The 18,771-nt window shown below is 66.1% G+C and carries 14 protein-coding genes and 1 pseudogene; 12 read left to right on the forward strand and 3 right to left on the reverse strand.

The window, feature by feature from the left end; all coding sequences use genetic code 11:
• Position 1 precedes the first annotated feature (1 nt).
• Positions 2-1,078: a GlxA family transcriptional regulator gene (locus KHP16_RS10825; protein ID WP_211960162.1), complete on the reverse strand. Its 1,077-nt coding sequence runs from the start codon at positions 1,076-1,078 to the stop codon at positions 2-4.
• A 533-nt stretch (positions 1,079-1,611) separates the two neighbouring features.
• Between KHP16_RS10825 and KHP16_RS10830 the strand changes: the two genes are divergently transcribed.
• The 11 genes and pseudogenes from KHP16_RS10830 to rfbA all read left to right on the forward strand — a co-directional run bounded on the left by KHP16_RS10830 (position 1,612) and on the right by rfbA (position 15,563).
• Positions 1,612-3,132 carry a mannose-1-phosphate guanylyltransferase/mannose-6-phosphate isomerase gene (locus KHP16_RS10830; protein ID WP_211960163.1) on the forward strand — a complete coding sequence of 507 codons (1,521 nt, stop codon included), beginning with the start codon at positions 1,612-1,614 and terminating at the stop codon, positions 3,130-3,132.
• 286 nt (positions 3,133-3,418) lie between these two features.
• A pseudogene (locus KHP16_RS10835) lies at positions 3,419-4,012 on the forward strand (sugar transferase); the annotation flags it as partial.
• Between the two features lie 85 nt (positions 4,013-4,097).
• Positions 4,098-5,210: a polysaccharide biosynthesis/export family protein gene (locus KHP16_RS10840; RefSeq protein ID WP_244835752.1), complete on the forward strand. Its 1,113-nt coding sequence runs from the start codon at positions 4,098-4,100 to the stop codon at positions 5,208-5,210.
• 43 nt (positions 5,211-5,253) lie between these two features.
• Complete coding sequence (locus KHP16_RS10845; protein ID WP_109583335.1) at positions 5,254-7,470, forward strand: GNVR domain-containing protein; 2,217 nt, start codon at positions 5,254-5,256, stop codon at positions 7,468-7,470.
• A gap of 84 nt (positions 7,471-7,554) precedes the next feature.
• Complete coding sequence (locus tag KHP16_RS10850) at positions 7,555-8,568, forward strand: glycosyltransferase (protein WP_109583334.1); 1,014 nt, start codon at positions 7,555-7,557, stop codon at positions 8,566-8,568.
• A gap of 28 nt (positions 8,569-8,596) precedes the next feature.
• A complete protein-coding gene (locus KHP16_RS10855) occupies positions 8,597-9,634 on the forward strand; it encodes a glycosyltransferase family 2 protein (RefSeq protein ID WP_211960165.1) in 1,038 nt (345 codons plus the stop codon).
• 9 nt (positions 9,635-9,643) lie between these two features.
• On the forward strand, positions 9,644-10,753 hold the full coding sequence (locus tag KHP16_RS10860) for a glycosyltransferase family 4 protein (RefSeq protein WP_211960166.1): 1,110 nt from the start codon (positions 9,644-9,646) through the stop codon (positions 10,751-10,753).
• Positions 10,735-11,967: a glycosyltransferase family 4 protein gene (locus KHP16_RS10865; RefSeq protein ID WP_109583332.1), complete on the forward strand. Its 1,233-nt coding sequence runs from the start codon at positions 10,735-10,737 to the stop codon at positions 11,965-11,967. Before KHP16_RS10860 ends, KHP16_RS10865 begins: the two co-directional genes overlap by 19 nt.
• Before the next feature lie 71 nt (positions 11,968-12,038).
• Positions 12,039-13,373, forward strand: a complete 1,335-nt coding sequence (locus KHP16_RS10870; protein ID WP_244214579.1) for an oligosaccharide repeat unit polymerase — start codon at positions 12,039-12,041, stop codon at positions 13,371-13,373.
• A gap of 16 nt (positions 13,374-13,389) precedes the next feature.
• Positions 13,390-14,679 (forward strand): oligosaccharide flippase family protein, encoded by a 1,290-nt coding sequence (locus tag KHP16_RS10875; RefSeq protein WP_211960167.1) that lies wholly within the window; start codon positions 13,390-13,392, stop codon positions 14,677-14,679.
• On the forward strand, positions 14,676-15,563 hold the full coding sequence (rfbA, locus tag KHP16_RS10880) for a glucose-1-phosphate thymidylyltransferase RfbA (protein WP_109583331.1): 888 nt from the start codon (positions 14,676-14,678) through the stop codon (positions 15,561-15,563). The genes KHP16_RS10875 and rfbA overlap by 4 nt, the downstream gene beginning before the upstream one ends.
• Before the next feature lie 56 nt (positions 15,564-15,619).
• Here the strand turns inward: rfbA and KHP16_RS10885 are convergent, their stop codons facing one another.
• A complete protein-coding gene (locus tag KHP16_RS10885) occupies positions 15,620-16,873 on the reverse strand; it encodes a right-handed parallel beta-helix repeat-containing protein (protein WP_109583330.1) in 1,254 nt (417 codons plus the stop codon).
• Positions 16,874-17,203: 330 nt separating this feature from the next.
• On the opposite strand from KHP16_RS10885, the gene KHP16_RS10890 reads away from it, so the two are divergent.
• Positions 17,204-17,389, forward strand: coding sequence for a hypothetical protein (locus KHP16_RS10890; RefSeq protein WP_109583329.1), 186 nt, complete (start codon positions 17,204-17,206; stop codon positions 17,387-17,389).
• A 165-nt stretch (positions 17,390-17,554) separates the two neighbouring features.
• Here the strand turns inward: KHP16_RS10890 and KHP16_RS10895 are convergent, their stop codons facing one another.
• A complete protein-coding gene (locus tag KHP16_RS10895; RefSeq protein WP_211960168.1) occupies positions 17,555-18,565 on the reverse strand; it encodes a Bug family tripartite tricarboxylate transporter substrate binding protein in 1,011 nt (336 codons plus the stop codon).
• Between the last annotated feature and the right edge of the window lie 206 nt (positions 18,566-18,771).

Raw genomic sequence — 18,771 nt, forward strand, 5'->3', positions numbered from 1 at the left:
CTCAGCGCTCCTCCAGAAGTGGCGACGTCGATCCGCCGCCTGTGTTGTGATGACGCATCCTGTATTCGGTCGGGGACAGCGCGAAGCGCTTGCGGAAGATCTTGCAGAGCCGATCGCCATTGCCCATGCCACAGCGGCGCGCGACCTTGTCGACGGGCAGCGTCGTCCTGGTCAGCAGCTTGCAGCTCATGTCGAGCCGCGCGCGCAGGAGGTATTCGGAGGGCGTCACGCCGATCGTGCATTTGAACCGGCGCAGGTAGTTGCGCTCGCTCATCGCGGCGAACCTCGCCGCATCCGCGACGGAGATGGCCTCCATGTAATGCTCGGTGATCCAGCGCGCCGAAGCGTGGATCTTGTTGGCCGTTGCCGCCGACATGTCGGGCAGCAGCTCGTCGTCGCGATCGCCGGCGCTGTCGCCGGGGTCAGGGCTCTCGCCGTCGGCGCCCGTCGCGTCGCGTCGCGGGGAAAGCCGTCTGCCGACTTCCTGCGCCATGGAAGGCCCGAGATCCCCTTCGATCTGCGCGAGCGCGAGGTCCATCGCCGATGGCATGACTTCGGGCGCAGCGAGGGAACCACCACGGCACCAGAAGACCGTGGCCGGTGCGATGTGAATGCCAAGGTCGCCGGCAATGGCGGCCGTGGCGCGCGATACGCGCGGCGGCAGCACGTCGCGTCCGCTATGTCGCCATTCGAGCGCCGCCGCGCCGATCTCCAGCGTGGTGCTCATCACGCGCGCGGCGCGCTCCCCCGCCGGCTCCTGCTCGCTGCAGGCGATGAAGATGGCGCCGAACCCGCGCTGGCCGGCGGCCTCGAGTCCCTGTGTCCAGATCCTCACCGACGAAGAGCACGCGATGTTGCCGCCATGGTGGGAAAGCAGTGACAACTGATAGAACGGCCGCCGGTGTTGCTCGATCTCCAGTTCGTTGGCGATGCGAAATGCCTCCGCGATGACGCCGGCGGCCAGCAGCGAGCAACCATCGAACAACAGCAGGCCGATACGCTGGACAGCCAACTGTCCCGCCACAGGCAACGGGCCCAGTGCCCGGACCGGCGGCGGTGTCTCGACAAGGTTCTCCATGGCGCATTTTCCTCGCGAAAGAACTTCGGGTTCGAAACTCGTTTATCTGCATCATATTCAATTTGCGGCGGCGCACAACGTCAAATGTCCGATATTCACGCAACGTTGTCGGACAAGCACGCTCGCTTGGGTGTAGTGTCGATGAAAATGCGGGATACGTCGCAATATGCCTTCGAAAGATTATCAAAAATGAATCAACCAGCGTAATTGTTACCTACCGCACATACAGTGTATGTCTGGCGGTGAATTTAAAAAGTCATATAGAACAACGACTTCACCGCATTTGTGCGGCGCGGCGGGCGTTTCGTGCGCTAGGACACATTCGCGCACCGCATTTAACGGGTTACGTAACGATATTGGTGCACGATAATCCGTCATTGTCACGATAAATACATTTTTTGGATGCTTTGCGGCGATATCGGTCAAATCCTCTATGTTTTCGGCCATGGTTATAACGACGCAAATCTCCGCATCTATGCTTCAGTGCAGCAAAGTCTTGCCATACCGGTCGGATTGCCCCACAGGAGCTCAGGATGCCCATCACCGTTCCAGGCGAAGCCCTCACCGAAGCCCCCTTTCATGCCGCCGCGGGGGCGGGCAATGTCCCCAGCGGACTGAAGCTTTGTCCCGTCGTACTGGCCGGTGGATCCGGCACGCGGCTCTGGCCGCTGTCGCGCAAGCACTATCCCAAGCAACTGATCGACGTCATCGGCCGCGACTCGCTGCTGCAGGCGACCGTGCGCCGCACGGAGGCGCTGCGCGGCATGGGCCGTGGCGAGACGCCGGCCATCGTCGTCTGCGGCGAGGCGCATCGTTTCATGACGGCGCAGCAGCTCGAGGCGTCCGGCGTCAAGGCGCGCATCGTGGTGGAGCCGGCGGGCCGTAATACCGCGCCCGCGCTGACGCTGGCGGCGATGCTGGCCACGGCGGAGGGCGAGGACAGCATCATGGTGGTCATGCCGGCCGACCATGTGATAGCCGACGCGGAGGCGTTCGGCCAGGCCGTCACGCGCGCCGCGCAGTTCGCGGAACGCGGCGCGATGGTGACGCTCGGCGTGCCGCCAACGCGCGCGGACACGGGCTATGGCTACATCCGTATCGGCACGCCGCTCGATGGCGTGGCGCATGCGATCGACAGCTTCGTCGAAAAGCCTGCGGCCGAGATCGCGCAGGCCTACCTCGCCTCCGGCGAATACTGGTGGAACAGCGGCATCTTCGTGGTGCGCGCGAGCACATGGCTCGCCACGCTGGAACGCCTGCAGGGCGACATGCATGCGGCATGCGCGGAGGCTTTCGCGAAGGGGCAGGCGCACGGCACGTTCTATCACCCCGATGCCGAGACCTTCGCCAGCGTGCCGTCGGACTCCATCGACTACGCGGTGATGGAACACCTCGCCCGCGCGGCCGGCGTGCCGGGCGTGGTGGTGCCGATGTCGGCAGGGTGGTCGGACCTCGGCTCGTGGGATGCGGTCTGGGACGCCATCGACAAGGACGCGGACGGCAACGCCGCGCGCGGCCGCGTGATGTATGAAGGCGCGACCTCGTGCTACGTCCATGCCGACGGCCGGCTGGTCGCATGCGTGGGCACGACCAACCTGATCGTCGTCGAGACGCCCGATGCCGTGCTCGTGGTGGACCGCTCGCACGTGCAGGGCGTCAAGGGTCTGGTCGAACGGATCGCGCGCGAGCGCGGCACCGAGGCGGAGAACCATCGCAAGGTGCAGCGGCCCTGGGGCTGCTACGACTCCATCGACCAGGGCGAACGCTTTCAGGTCAAGCGCATCGTGGTGAATCCGGGCGCATCGCTCTCGCTCCAGCTGCATCACCATCGCGCCGAACATTGGACCGTGGTGCGCGGCACCGCGCAGGTGACGCGCGGCGACGAGCGCTTTCTGCTCAGCGAGAACGAGTCCACGTACATCCCCATCGGCGTCATGCACCGGCTGGAGAACCCCGGCAAGCTGCCGCTCGAACTGATCGAAGTGCAATCGGGTGCCTACCTCGGGGAGGACGACATCGTACGCATCGCGGATACCTACGGCCGCTGCGCCTGAACTCGACCCCAGCCTCGAACTGAAGCTGCCCCAGGACGGCCCAGCGTCAGTCTGACGCGCCGTCCGCTGTCCACCCATCGGTCCAGGGAGAACCGAGATGCGCCTGCGCTTCCTCAAATCGTTGCTGTCGAGGGCTGGCATCCTGCCTTCACATCTGACGGCGAATATTTCCGCGAGCATGTCGCCCGATCTGACCGACACGCGCGCACCGCAATCTCAGGGCAAACAGGGCGGCATGTCGGCGCCGGCCGGACCGCGCTATGCGCGCGCTTATGGCCATGCCGCCAAGCGAGCGTTCGACGTCGGCGCGGCGCTCACATTGCTGGTTCTGTTGTCGCCGCTGATGCTGACCGTCGCGATGCTCGTCATGCGCGACGGGGGAGCCTGCGTCTATGGGCACACGCGTGTCGGCATGGACGGCCGCAAGTTCCGCTGCCTCAAGTTCCGGTCGATGGTGCGAAACGCCGATGCCGTGTTGCAGGCGCTACTGGCGAGCGATCCCGCCGCGCGCGCGGAATGGGACAGAGACTTCAAGCTTCGCAACGACGTGCGGGTGACGCGGCTGGGCCGCTTCATCCGCAAGACGAGCATCGATGAACTGCCGCAGCTCTGGAATGTCGTGCGCGGGGACATGAGTCTCGTCGGCCCGCGCCCCGTGGTGGAGAAGGAGCTCGAACGATACGGCGATTCGGTGTCGTACTACCTGCGCGTGCTGCCGGGCATCACGGGACTTTGGCAGGTCAGCGGCCGCAATGATGCCGACTACGACAAACGCGTGATGCTCGACGTGACCTATGTCCGCAACTGGACGTTCGCCGGGGACATCGTGATCCTGTTCAAGACAATCGGAGTGGTGATCTATGGTCGCGGCGCATACTGACTTACCCTGGAGCAGGCGCCTTTCCGCGCTGTGGCTTTGGGCGCTCGTGGTGTACGTCATGAGCGGGTGCGCGATGGCGCCCGGCATGACGTACAAGACCACGGCAACGACAACCACCAGCGTCCAGCCGGCATCGGCCGGCGCGGAACCGTACCAGCCCGCGCCGCCAGTGGGCAGCCTGCCGTCGGTACAGGGCGTGCAGTCCGTGTCGCAGGATCGGCTGATCGAGATCGATCAGGGACTTCTCGCGGCGCAACGCGCGGGCCAGCCGGGCGGCATTCCTCCGGAGGTGCGCGCGCTGTTCGACAAGCCGAAGCCCTACGTGCTCGGCCCCGGCGACGTGCTCAGCATCGTCGTGTGGGGACATCCCGAACTGAACCTGCCCTCGCTGCAGGTGACGAGCGGCGTCGATACCTCGGGTTCGAACTCGGTCGTCACGGGATATACCGTCGATGCGCGCGGCAATGTCCAGTACGCGTTCGTCGGCATGGTGCAGGTGGCGGGGCTGACCGAGGCCGAGGCGCGGGAACTGCTTACGCGCCGGCTCGCCGAGTACGTGCGCAATCCGCAGGTCACGCTGCGCATCCAGGCGTACCGCAGCAAGCGCGTCTATCTGGACGGCGCCGTGCAGCAATCCGGCGTGCAGATTATCAACGACGTGCCGATGACACTACCCGAGGCGATCAACCGCGCGGGCGGCTTCAGCGCGGGGGCGGACCGTTCGTGGGTCGCGGTAACCCGTGGCGAGCGCACGGCACGCGTGAGCTTTCCGGACCTGATCGCGAAGGGGACCAACCCTGCGGACATCCTGCTGCGCGATGGCGACCTCGTCCGTGTCTACGCCGGTACCGACAGCAAGGTGTACGTGATTGGCGAGGTGGCGCGCAACGCGGCGCTTACGCTGAACAACGGCAAGCTCAGTCTCAACCAGGCGCTCGGCGATGCCGGCGGCATCAGCCAGTACTCGGGCGACGCGCAGCAGGTCTATGTGGTGCGCGGCAACGGAGGGCACGAGCCGCAGGTGTTCCACCTCGACGCGAGCAAGCCGTCGTCCATGGCGCTGGCCGACGGGTTCGCGCTGCAGGCGAACGACGTGGTGTTCGTGGACACCTCCTCGCTGGTGCGCTGGAGCCGGGTCGTGAACCTGCTCCTGCCCACCGCACAGACCGCCACCGCAAGCCGCGCGATAGCGCCGTGATGCACACGAACCGAGCGACGGCAACCCCGGGAGGGTTATGGCAATGAATACTACCGACCTGGCACATCCGGCACCGCCGGTCTATGCGCCGCTGATCCGGTCATCGGCGCGGGCGATGAATCCGCTGACGACGCTTCTGGCCAGCCGCTGGCTGATCGCCGGCATCACGCTGGCCTGCGTGCTCGCGGGCGTGGCCTATGCGGTATTCACGCGGCCCGTCTACCGCTCCGACATGCTCATCCAGGTAGAGCCTAGCTCGATCGAGAACCGGTCGGCATCGGGGGATCCGCGCCTGACGCCGGAGATCAAGCCGGACACCACGTCCGAGATCCAGGTGCTGAGCTCGCGCATGGTGGTCTCGCGCGCGGTGGACACACTCAAGCTCTATATCGATGCGACGCCGCGCTACGTGCCCGTCATCGGCTGGTGGCTCGCCGAACGCGCGGACGGCTATTCGCAGCCGCTTGGCGGCCATGTCTACGGCAAGGAGCGCATCGCGGTCACGACCTTCGATGTGCCGCCCGCTCTGCAAGGCAAGCCGTTCACGCTGACGCTCGGGGAACACGGCAACTTCACGCTCACGCAGGCAACCACTTTCGGCGCGCCGGCTATCTCGCTGACGGGCCGCGTCGGCATCCTGATGCGCGCCGACACCGCGCGCGGGCCGCTGACGCTGCTGGTCCGCACGGCGACGGGCCGGCCTGGCGCAAGCTTCACGCTCAAGCGCTATTCGGAGACCGCGACCACCGAATGGCTGCAGCGCACGCTGGCCATTGGCGAGCGCGGCAAGCAGTCGAGCATCATCGGCGTGTCGCTGGACAGCGTCGATCCGATCGAGTCCACGCGCATCCTCAACGAGATCGGCAAGGAATACGTGGATCAGAACGTGCGCCGCCGTTCGGAAGAGGCCGACAAGTCGATCCGCTTCCTCGACGAGCAACTGCCGCAGTTGAAGAAGCAGCTCGAGGAATCCGAAAGCCGCTACAACGCGTTTCGCGCGCAACAGGGCACGGTCGACACTAGCCAGGAAGCGCGCGCGCTGCTGCAGCAGAGCGTGCAGGCCGAGACGCGCCTCGTGGACCTCCGCCAGAAGCGCGAGGAGCTGATGACGCAGTACACGGAGAAGCATCCGGCGCTGCTGGCCATCGATGGGCAGATACGCGAGGCGCAGGCGGCATGGTCCGTCGTGCAGGGCCGCACGAAGCAGTTGCCGTTGATCGAGCAGAAGGTGCTTCAGCTTCAGCGCAACCTGCATGTGGATACGGAGCTCTACACCAACCGCCTCAACGCACGCCAGCAGCTGACCCTGGTCCGCGCGGGCAAGGTGGCGAACGTGCGGCTGATCGATCCGGCCACGCCGCCGGAAACGCCGATTTCCCCGCGGCGTGGCGTCGCCATTGGCGGCTCGCTGCTTGCGGGGCTGATGGCGGGCATCGTGCTCGCGATGGCGCGCCGCCGCATCGCGGGCACGGTGCAGGATCGCGAGGAAATCGAGATCGCCACGGGCATTCCCGTCTATGCGACGGTGCCGCGCAGCCGCCTGACCGGCCCGCTGCGCACGTCGTGGCTCAACCGCTCCAACGAGGGCCCGATGCTGCCCGATGCCGCGATCGAGAGCCTGCGCGCGGTCCGCACCACGCTGCATTTCGCGTTGCATGACGCGCCCAATCGCGTGGTGCTCATCACCGGGCCCACCGCGGGCGTCGGCAAATCGTTCGTCGCCGCCAACCTCGCGACGCTGGCCGGCGCGTCCAAGCAGCGCGTGCTGCTGATCGATGCCGACCTGCGCAACGGCCGTCTCCATAAACGCTTCCGTCTCGAGCGCGGTCCCGGCCTGGCCGAAGTGCTCGCGGGCACGTGCAAGCCGGAGGATGCGATTCGCCGCAACGTGTCCTACGGGCTCGACTTCCTCTCGACCGGTGCCTGCTCTTCCGGCCCGAGCGAACTCTTGCTGCAGCCCGAGCTGCGCGTGCTGATCCAGCAGGTGGCGGCGCACTACGACATGGTGGTGCTGGACGGCCCGCCGCTGCTGCCCGTGGCCGATGCGCTGGTGCTCGGCCGGCTAGCAGGCACGGTGTTCATGGTGGCGCGCCATCGCGTGACCACGGTGGAGCAGATCGACGAAAGCACGCGACGCCTCGCGCAGGCCAACGTGGCGGTGCGCGGCGTGATCTTCAACGACTTCACCGGCGCGCTCCATCGCTACAGCTATGCCTATGGTTCGGCGACGGAGCCGCATACCGTGACGGCCAATGCCTGAAGACGCATCAAGACGCCTCCGAACGCATCCGCACGCATCCGAGCGCATCCGAGCGCATCGACAGCAGTTCCCGGGAGATCCGACATGCCGCACCTGCACCACAAGCGCATCACGCTGGTCACGGTGACCTATGGCGACCGTCTGCACTACTGCGCGGAGCTGCTGCGGCGCAGCTTCGAGCGCGAAGGCATCATGCATGCGATCGTGGTCAGCAATAACTCGAGCTCCGACCTCGCGGTGCTGGAGGCCACATGGGGCAAGCGCATCACGGTCATCCGCCTGCCATCGAATTCTGGGTCCGCCAACGGCTATGCGATCGGCATCGCCGCGGCGCTCGAGCGCAGCACCTCCGACTTCATCTGGCTGATGGATGACGACAACGCGCCTTGCGAGGGCGCGCTCGACGTGCTCGCCCATCAACTGGACGTGCTCGCGCGGCAGCGCGGCCGTCAGCGCGCGGCCGTGCTGGGGTTCCGTCCGGATCATCAGGGCGATATCGCGGCCGGCGTGCCCGCGTCCCTCGCCACGCCGCCGCGTTCGAGCTACTTCGGCTTCCATGTGGCCCGCGTTCCCTACAAGATCTGGCGCCGCACGCCGTGGGGCCGCCCACGTCCCGATGCGCTGCCGGACGTCGTGCATCTGCCGTTTGCACCGTATGGCGGCCTTCTGGGCCATCGCGACATGTACGCGGATCTCGGCCTGCCCGATACCAGCCTCGTGCTCTACGCCGACGACACCGAATACACCTACCGGCTGACCGCGCGCGGGGGCTGCATCGCGCTGGTCACGGGGGCGATGCTCGAGGACCTGGAAGGGTCCTGGAACGTCAAGCGCAACTGGAAGAACCACTTCGAATGCATGCTGCTCAGCGGCTCGGACTTCCGCGCGTACTACAGCAGCCGCAACCAGGCCTGGTTCGATCGCAACTACTGGTCCCGGTCCGGATGGATGTACCGCCTGAACCGGTATGTGTTCCTGCGGCTGTTGCGCCTCTATGGCAAGCGCCGCAACGCTGAAGCGCGCCTGCGCCTGCTGGAGGCCGCCATCGCCGATGGTGAGGCCAGCCGGCTCGGATTTCACGCCGACTACTCCCTATAGCCACGCCCAGCCATCACAGGAGACCCCAATGCCGGACCGGACCCCATCGCCCGCGCTGACCATCGTCATCTGCAACTACAACTACGCGCAGTTCCTCGCGGCCGCCATCGACTCGGCGCTCGCGCAATCCACGTCCGACGTTCGCGTGATGGTCATCGACGACGGATCCACCGATGGCTCGCGCGAGATCATCGAAAGCTATGGCGCGCGCGTCGAGGCGATCTTCCAGCCCAACGGCGGGCAGGTGGCGGCATACAACCATGCGCTCGAGCGCGTCGATACGCCGTACGTGCTGTTCCTCGATGCGGACGACATGCTGCATCCCGCGGCGGCCGCCACGGTGGTCGCCGCGTTCTCCGGATCGGGCGACTGGGTCAAGGTCCAGTATCGCCTCGACGTCATGACGCGCGACGGCATGCCTACCGGCGTGCAGGTGCCGCAGTCGATCCGCGCCGATGGCTGCGGCCGCATGCTGCGCAACGGGTGGCTGTATCCCTCGCCGCCGGGGTCGGGCAACGCGTACCGCGTGGACGCGCTGCGGCGCATCTTTCCCGTGCCCGTGACGGCGGACAACATCCATGGCGCCGATTTCTACGCGATCTATGGCGTGGCGCTGCTGGGCAAGGTGTGCGCGATCGACCAGGCGCTCGGCTGCTATCGCGTGCATCGATCGGCTAGTACGGACGGGCCCGGCAGCGAACTCTCGTTCACCAACGCGGAAGATTCGCTGGCGGTCGCCCGGCAGTCGGCGCGGCGCTGGTCGGTCCTGCGGCAGATCGCGCAGGAGCGGCTCGACATCGCGCTGCCGCCGGCGCCGCTCGACTTCTCCGCCGAAAAAGCGCGCTTCGCGCAGCAGGTCTACGGTGCTTCGTTCACGCAGCGCTGGCGCTGGTTCCAGTACGACTCCGGCCGCTACTTTCATACGATCGTGGCCAATCCATTCTGGACCCTGCCCAAGAAGATCGCGGTCTGGGGCCTGACGGTGCTGTGCCTGTTTCCTGCCGCATCGTTCAGCGACCGCGTGGTGCGATACATCGCCAATCCGCTCGCGAGAGCCGGCCACTAGGAGCATGCGATGCCCGCGACCGTCGCGATCAATGGCCGCTTCCTGGGCCGGCAAGCCACAGGCGTCGACCGCTTTGCCCACGAGGTCGTCCGTTGCATCGACCAGCTGGTGGCCGAGCAGGATCCCGCCACGGCGGGTCTGGCGTTCGAGCTGCTGGTGCCCCCCGACGTCAGCGTCGACGCGCGGCAGTTTCCGAACCTGCGCGTACGACATGTTGGGCGCGGCGGCGGCCAGCTATGGGAGCAGGTCAGCCTGCCGCTGGCGGCCGGCGGTGCGTTGCTGCTCAACCTGTGCAATGCGGCGCCGCTGTTCTATCCGAACCAGGTGACGGTCATGCACGATGCCGCCCCCGTGCGTGTTCCGCAGGCCTATTCGCGCGCGTTCCGCTCGTGGTACGGCGTGATGGCGCCATGGGTGGGGCGCGTGGCGCGGCGCGTGCTCACGGTGTCCGAGTTCTCGCGGCGCGAGATCGCGTCCGCGTACCGCATTCCGGGCCGCAAGATCGGCGTATTGCCGTTGAGTGGCGACCATATGCTGCGGCTGCCGGAGGCGGAAGATGTGCGGCGCAAGTTCGGGCTGTCCGATCGGCCATACGTGCTCGCGGTCAGCAGCGCCAGTTATCACAAGAACTTCAGGCTGGTGTCCGATGCGGTCGGCATGCTCGGCGCGGTGGACTACGACGTCGTCATCGTCGGCGGTGGCGGGCGCGTGTTCCAGTCGGTGCGCGAAGAGGCCAACGCCCTCGCGGACGCGCGCGTGAAGCGGCTCGGCTACGTCGACGACGCCGACCTCAAGGCGCTGTTCCGCGGCGCCGGCTGCTTCGTGTTTCCGTCGCTGTACGAAGGCTACGGACTGCCGCCCGTGGAGGCCATGACGCTCGGCTGTCCCGTGCTCGCGGCGAACCTGCCTTCCGTACGCGAGGCCTGCGGTCCCGCGGTGCTGTATTTCCAGCCGACGAGTCCGCGCGAGTTCGGCGCGCTGCTCACTCGCGTCATGCAAGACAGCGCGTTGCGCGAGAAGCTGCGAGAGAAGGGCCTCGTGCGCGCGCGGCGATATTCCTGGCGCGACACGGCCGCCCGGCTACTTGGCGAGATCTCCCCATGGCTTCCACAACGATGAATCCGAATCCCCCCGTCAGCAGCGAGTTCGGCCGGGTCGCCGTCATCCACGAATGGCTGTCGACGTACGCCGGGTCCGAGCGGGTGCTCGAGCAGATCCTCAGGATCTGGCCGGAAGCGGACCTGTTCAGCGTGGTGGACTTCTTCCCCGACGCGCAGCGCGCGGTCCTGCAAGGCAAGCACGCCACCACCACCTTCATCCAGCGCCTGCCGCGCGCCCGCAAGTCGTTCCGCTCGTACCTGCCGCTGATGCCGCTGGCCGTCGAACAGCTCGACCTGTCCGGCTACGATCTGGTCATCTCCTCGAGCCATGCCGTGGCCAAGGGTGTGATCACGGGCCCGGGGCAGTTGCACGTCAGCTACGTGCATTCGCCGATGCGCTACGCATGGGACCTGCAGCACCAGTACCTCACCGAGTCGCGCCTGACGCGAGGCCCAAAGAGCTGGATCGCGCGGGCGATCCTGCACTACATGCGGCTGTGGGACCAGCGTACCGCGCACGGCGTGGACCTGTTCGTGGCCAATTCCGCGTACGTGGCGCGGCGCATCCACAAGGTCTACGGACGCGATGCGGAGGTCGTCTATCCGCCGGTGGATGTGGAACGGTTCACGTTGAGCGAGCAGCGCGAGGAGTTTTACCTCACCGCATCGCGCCTCGTGCCGTACAAGAAGGTCAGCCTGATCGTCGAGGCGTTTGCCGCCATGCGGGACAAGCAACTGGTGGTCATTGGCGACGGCCCCGATTACGAGCGCATCCGGGACATGGCCACGCCGAATGTCCGCGTGCTCGGCTACCAGTCCGATGCGGTGCTCGTCGAGCATATGCAGCGCGCCAAGGCTTTCGTGTTCGCGGCGGAGGAGGACTTTGGCATCGTCGCCGTGGAGGCCCAGGCGTGCGGCACGCCGGTCATCGCGCTGGGGCAGGGCGGGGCGCGCGAGACCGTGATCGACAGCCGTGACCGCGACCTGCGCACAGGTGTGTTCTTTCCTCGGCAGACCGTCGAGGACATCGTGCGCGCGGTGTGCCGCTTCGAGGGTAGCGGTCCCGTGCTGCCCGCGGCGTGCCGCCGCAATGCGCTGCAGTTCTCGCCCGAGCGGTTCCGCGCGGAGTTTCTGGCCATGGTGCGCGCCGCGATGGCACGCACCTCGGCTGCCGGGCCGGGCGTTGCGCGGCACGTGCCCTTCGCCGACCCGATGCCGGTGACCCCCGAATGAAGGCAGCGATGAAAGTAGCAACGAGAGCAGCAACGAGAGCAGCAACGACAGCAGCAACGACAGCAGCCCCCGTGCGCGATTTTCACACGCCGGGCCACAACTACTGGTGGGAGGATCCGGCGAAGCTGCTGCTGTGGTTCATCATTCCGCTGTACGCGCTCGTCTGCATCGAGTTGCTCGGCGACCAGAAGTCTATCGACCGCATCTACTTCAACAGCCAGTACGCGATAGCCGGCGCGCTGTTCCTGTTCGTCATGGCGGCGGCCGCTGGCGGGGAACGCGTTCTTGCGCCCCGTCCGCCCGAACCGGCGGTCACGGTGTCGCCCCTCGTGCTGGACGCGCTGTTCTGGCTCGCATGCCTCGGTTACCTCGTGATGATGGGCGGCGTGATCGCCCGGCCTGCCGTGCTGATGTCGTTCCTGAACGGCACCGCAAGCACCTACGACGTGCTCGAACTCAAGGGTCGCGTCGCGGGCATCAGCACGCTGACGCAGGCCTCGGTGGCCTACGTGCCGCTCTACTTCGTGATCTTTCCCGCGGCCGTGCGCGGCATCACGCGCTACAAGGCCTACCTGCTGGTGCTGTTCGTGCTGACGCTGCTGCGCAGCTTCATCTTCGCGGAACGGCTCGCACTGGTGGAGGTGGTGCTGCCCTGGGCGCTGATGGTGGCGCGCTTCCGCCTGCAGGGCGGAGGCGAATTGCGGCGCTTGTTGCTGACGCTGGGACCGTTCGCGGCGATTCCTCCGCTGATCGGCTTCTTCATCGCCAACGAGTACAACCGGTCGTGGGAGACGTACTACGTTAACATCTACGACAACATCTTCGACTTCGCGATCGAGCGGCTGGGACTGTATTACTCGACGGCGATCAACAACGGGGCCGGTCTGCTGACAATCATGGGGTGGGGCACCGGCGATCCCACGTTCACGTTCGACTGGCTCGTCAAGTTTCCGGTCATCGGCGAGAGCTTCCGCCCGTTCGTGGGCCGTGGCGATGGTTATGGCACGTTCCTCAACACGTTCGGCGACCCCGAGTTCAATAACCCGTCTGGCCTCTTCGTGCACTTCTACGAATGGGGATGGTTCGCGTTGCTGGAGGCGGGGCTCATGGGCTGGCTGCTCGGCCGCAGTTTCGCTGGCTGGCGCACGGGCAACGGGTTCTGGTGCTGCGCGCACGCCGTGCTGCTCGTCTCCCTGATGGAGATCCTGCGCGTGCCCAACCTGTTCAGCGGCCGCAACTTCGTTCCCCTTGCGCTGTTGTGGCTGGTGTTCCGCTGCCTCGGCCGGCGCGTCGCGCCACCGCATGCCCCCAACCTCTCGCTGTATGGTCGGCAAAACGATGCTCATCCCGTCGATAGCCGGCTGAACTATGGCCGTCGCAATCCCCCGCTCGCTGGTCCGCGCTGATCGAGGGGCCACGCCGATGCCGCCATCCATACGCTCCACCGCGTCGTACCTGTTGTTGATTCAAGGCAGCAATTACCTGTTCCCGCTCGTCCTGCTGCCGTTCCTCGGCCACAAGCTCGGCGTGCGCGAGTTCGGCGTGCTGGCCTACTGCCAGGCGCTGGCGCAGTACCTGATCCTCCTGACCGACTACGGTCATAACCTTTCCGCCACGCGCGTGGTCTCGCTCCGGCGCGACGATCCCGCCGCCATCGCCGAAGTGTTCTCCGCGACGATGCTTGCCAAGCTCCTGCTGCTGCTCGGCGCGGCGCTGCTGATGGGTGCCGCCTTGCTCGGCCTGCCCGATCTGCGCGAGCACTGGACCATCCTCGCCGCGGCGTTCGTTGGCGTCTTCGCCAATGCGGTCACGCCGATCTGGCTCTATCAGGGTCTGGAGAAGATGAAGACGCTGGTGCTGCCCAACTTCATCTCCAAGGCCGCGAGTCTTGCCTGCGTGATGCTGTGGGTCCGCTCACCCGGCGATGCGGCGTGGGCCGCGCTAGGCATCAGCATGGGCACCGCGATCCTGGCGGTCGCGGCGCTATGGGGCGTAATACGAGGGCGTCTGGCGGGACTGGTCCGCGTGTCATGGGCGGCCGTGATGGGTTCGCTGCGGGATGGTTTCCCGATGTTCCTGTCGCTCGTGCTCGTCAGCTTCTACGTCAACTTCAACGCCCTCCTGCTCAATCATTTTCACGGGCCGGTCGCGGTGGGCCAGTTCTCGATGGCGGACAAGATCCGCATCGCGGGCCAGACGATCTTCACGGTGCTCGGCACCGCGTTCTATCCGCGCATCAGCCAGTACAACGTTTCCAATCCGGCGGCGGCGCGGGCATTGATGCGCCGCGCGATGATCGTCGTCTTCGCGTGCTCGTGCTCGATGTTCGTGTTCGTCGAGATCTTCGCGGGCATGGGCATCCGCATGTGGCTCGGCGAGCCGTTCCATGACGCCATCCTGCTGCTCCGGCTGGAAGCGGTGCTGCTGCCGCTGACGAGCGTGGCGTTCATCTTCGGCAACCTTGGCCTGATGGCGCTTGGACACCATCGCACGGTGCGGAACATCTATGCGGCGGTCACGCTGCTGCATCTGATCTACGTGGTGCCCTTCGTCCTGTACATGGGCGCGGAGGGCACGGTCATCTCGGTGATCCTCACCGAGCTTGCCGGCGCCGTGGCCTTCTACCTCTGCTATCGGCGCGCGACGACCGGCGGCAGCTCGCCCGCCCCGCGCACCCGGGAATCCCCAACTGTGAAGGAGATGCAGGTATGACACGCAAGGGCATCATTCTGGCCGGCGGTTCCGGCACGCGGCTTTACCCCGTCACGCAATGCATCTCCAAGCAGCTGCTGCCCGTGTACGACAAGCCGATGATCTACTACCCGCTCTCCACGCTGATGGTGGCGGGCATTCGCGACGTGCTGGTCATCTCCACGCCGCAGGACACGCCGCGCTTTGCCGCACTGCTCGGCGATGGCAGCCAGTGGGGCATGAACCTGCAATACGCGGAGCAGCCTTCGCCGGACGGCCTGGCGCAGGCGTTCATCATTGGCCGCCGCTTCGTGGGAAACGATCCGTCGGCGCTGATTCTGGGTGACAACATCTATTACGGGCACGACCTCGCGCGCATGCTCACGCGCTCCGGACGGCGTGAAGAAGGGGCCACGGTGTTCGCGTATCACGTCCACGATCCCGAGCGATATGGGGTGGTCGAGTTCGACGAGGACTTCCGCGCGCTCGCGATCGAGGAGAAACCCGCCAACCCGCGATCGAGCTATGCGGTGACGGGCCTCTATTTCTACGACAACAAGGTCTGCGACATTGCAGCGGACATTCGCCCGTCCGCGCGCGGGGAACTCGAGATCACCGAGGTGAACTCGCGCTACCTCGATGCGGGCAAGCTGTCCGTCGACATCATGGGCCGCGGCTACGCGTGGTTCGACACGGGCACGCACGACTCGCTGATCGATGCCGCGCAGATGGTCGCGACGCTGCAGAAGCGGCAGGGACTGATGGTCGCGTGCCTCGAGGAGATCGCGTTCCGGCGACGGTGGATCGATGCGGAACAGGTCGAGCGGCTGGCCACGCCGCTAGGCAAGAGCCACTATGGCAAATACCTGCGCCAGCTCGTCGCGGAGACGCCGCGGGTCAGATAGGGTGAGGGAGGAGGGGAGGGGCGGCAGCCGCCACCCGGTCGTCTTCACTGCGGTCCTCACTGCGGCCGCCGGTACGACGACCGCACCTGCGGCAACCGGCTCGCATCCGCACCGGCAACCTGAATCGAACCGCCGCCCGAGCAGCCGGACGGCACGGACAAGCCTCCGCCATCGAGCGTGTTTGAGCCGCAGGCAAACTGCTCCGCGGTGCAGTTCCGATACAGCAGCGCGATGGGCGTCCCGCCGATCGCGCCGAAGCGGTTGCCGGTGATCCCGACCCCGCAGATGTTCCCCTGCGCGCGAAAGCCATCAAAGCGCGTGCGGATGATCTGGTTGCCCATCACCTGCAGGCGCGACACGCTCCCGCTGTCGGTGTTGACGTCGATCGCCGCGTGGCCGGTCGCCATCCGGTTGTTGCCCGGCTGCGTCGCATTCTGGTCGTCGGCGATGGAATTGCTCGCGATCAGCACGTTCGTCGCGTCCATCGTCCGATAGCCGTCCTCCTGCGCCACCATGATCGCCGCAGCCTTCTGCACGCCCTCCACCCAGTTGCCGACCACGGTCACGTCCGCGCTACCGACCACCGCTACCCCGCGTCCCCATGCATTCCCGGCCAGATAGTTGCCGGTCACGTAGATGTTCCGGGTCTGCTCCCCATCGCGCTGATAGCTGACGATGCCCACCATGTCGTCGCCAGTCGCCGTGACCGACGAATCCTGCACGAGCACGTCGCGCGATCCGCCAGTGATGTGGATGCCATCCGCCAGCGTTCCGCTGACCTTGTCGCCGATCAGCGCGATGCTGTGCCCGCGCGACACGAAGATGCCGGCGCTGGCGCCGCCCTGAATGGTCACATCGAGGACCTGGATGCCCTCGCCATCGACGACGACCTTGGCCGATGTCGCCGACTCCAGCCGCTGCGTGCCGACGCCGCGAAGCGTCAGGCCGACGAGCGTCGAGTTCCGGCCGTTCATCACGATGGCCTGCTGGTCGGGATTGGTGGCCACGAAGGTGGCACCGTAACCGGACACGACGACCTGCTCGCGGCTGACCGTCAGCACACGGCTAACCGTGTAGCTGCCGGGGGCAAGCAGCAGCCGCTGCCCGGCCTGCAGGCCATCGATGGCCGATTGCAGCGCATCGGTCTGATCCTGGCCATTGGGGCCGAACGGCACATCGGCCGGTGCGCCGACCGCATCGGAAATAGGCGTGGGGGCATGCCACCGCTCGGGAAAGATCGCCACAGCCGCCGCCGCGAGCGCCGCGAGAGCCAGACCGAGCCACAGGGTTCTACGCAGGACGGGTTTCATAGGAGCCAGCATACGTGCTGACGCGCGCCGTCGCCTCCATGAGCCGGCGCGTTGTCCGGAATGGGCGAGATGTTGGCGGACCCGAATGGGGGAGGGGCTGAATGTCGATATGCGTGCTGCGGTGCAAAGCCCTGTGCGGGGTGATGTCTAAGTGCGTTACGGTGTACAAAAAGACGCGAAGTGGCGCCACAAAGTCTCGTTTTCGTCTTTTTTTGGCGGTTTTGTTGCTGCATTGCACTACGTACTATTACCTATTGCTGCATTGCGCCAATCCTTTTGCTACAATTCGGGAAAACCCCATAAGGGTTATCCCTAGGAAGGAAGAACGCCATGAACACGAACTCCGATATCAAGATCACCGACCAACTCGAACGCGAACTGATCGAACGCGAACTGGGCTCGCAAAGCCTCGGCTTCGCCAACGACGTCAAGCGCGTCATCGCCGCTGTACAAGGCATCTTCACCCGCCTGCAAGCCGAAGCCCGCAAGGCCAAGGTCGTCTACGCAAACGGCTGATCGCGCAAGTCACCACGCAGTTGGAAGGACGTCGCTGTCTAGCGACAAAGCAGTAAAGCGGCGCCGCAAGGCACCGCTCCCATTGAACCGGCCCGCCGCCACACACCTGTGTGAGCGGCGGGCCGGTTTTGCTTTTTTGGCGTCTTTTTTGCGCGCTTGCGCGGCTCAATCCATCTCGATCTGCGAATCCTTGATGACCTTCGCCCATTTTGCCGCCTCGCTGCGCATCTGATTCTCGAGCACCGACGGCGGGCCGCCGACGAGGTCGAAACCCATGTCGGTCAGGCGTGCGCGCACTTTCGGGTCTTCTAGCGCCTCGTTGAAGGCCGTGTTCAGCTTGGTGACGATCGGGAGCGGGGTGCCGGCCGGGGCGACGAGGCCGTACCACGCGACGAGTTCGTAGTTAGGGACGCCGGACTCGGCGACCGTCGGCAGATCCGGGAACTGCGCGAGGCGTTGACTCGTCGTGACCGCCAGGGCGCGGAGCTTGCCGTCCTTCACCATCGGCAAGGCCTCCGGCGCGATGGCGATCATCATCGTCGTCTGGTTGCCCAGCAGGTCCGCCAGTGCGGGCGCGCCACCCTTGTAGGGCACGTGCACCAGCCTGGGCAGGTTCGCCAGCTTCTTGTACAGCTCGCCGCCCAGATGCGCGGGCGTGCCGTTGCCGGCCGACGCATACGACGCCTGCGCGCCCTGGCTCGACAGGTAGGGCGTCAGCTCCTTCATCGACTTCACCGGGCTGCTGGCATTGACCACCACCAGGCTCGGCAGGCGCGTGGCCAGCATCACCGGGCGGAAATCCTTCAGCGGCGAATACGACAGGTTCTTGTACAGGCTCATATTGACGGCCAGCGCGGCCGAGGTGCCCAGCAGCAGGGTGTAGCCATCCGCTGGCGCCTTGGCCACGAAGGCGGCGCCGATGTTGCTGCCCGCACCGGGCCGGCTCTCCACCACGACAGGCTGGCCGAGCTTCGCGCCGACGCGCTCGCCGAGCGCACGCGCGAGCAGATCGACGGAGCCGCCCGCCGCGTACGGCACGACGATGCGGATCGGCCTGGCCGGAAAGTCGCTGGCCTCGTCCGCGGCCTGCGCCGGCGCGATGACGGACGCGGCGATGACGGCTGCGATCGTCACGCGGGTCGCCGCGACGAGGGCCGGCAGGGAAATTCCATGCATTGCTTGCTCTCCATGGGAGGGATGACCGGTTGAGGTCAACGTGGGGGTTGGACAGAGGAGCGTGCGCTGGAGCGGGCAGGTGGCCGTCGGGGGCCGCCTTTTATCGTGTTGCTGTTATGTACGGACGAGCATTTCGCATGCCTCGGCAGCGGTTTGCTTGGGCCGTGTGCGAAAAATTTTATGTAGCGCGGCTATTCGGCACAAAT

Origin of the sequence: Cupriavidus plantarum, assembly GCF_905397285.1 — a bacterium.
Taxonomy (GTDB): Bacteria; Pseudomonadota; Gammaproteobacteria; order Burkholderiales; family Burkholderiaceae; genus Cupriavidus; species Cupriavidus plantarum.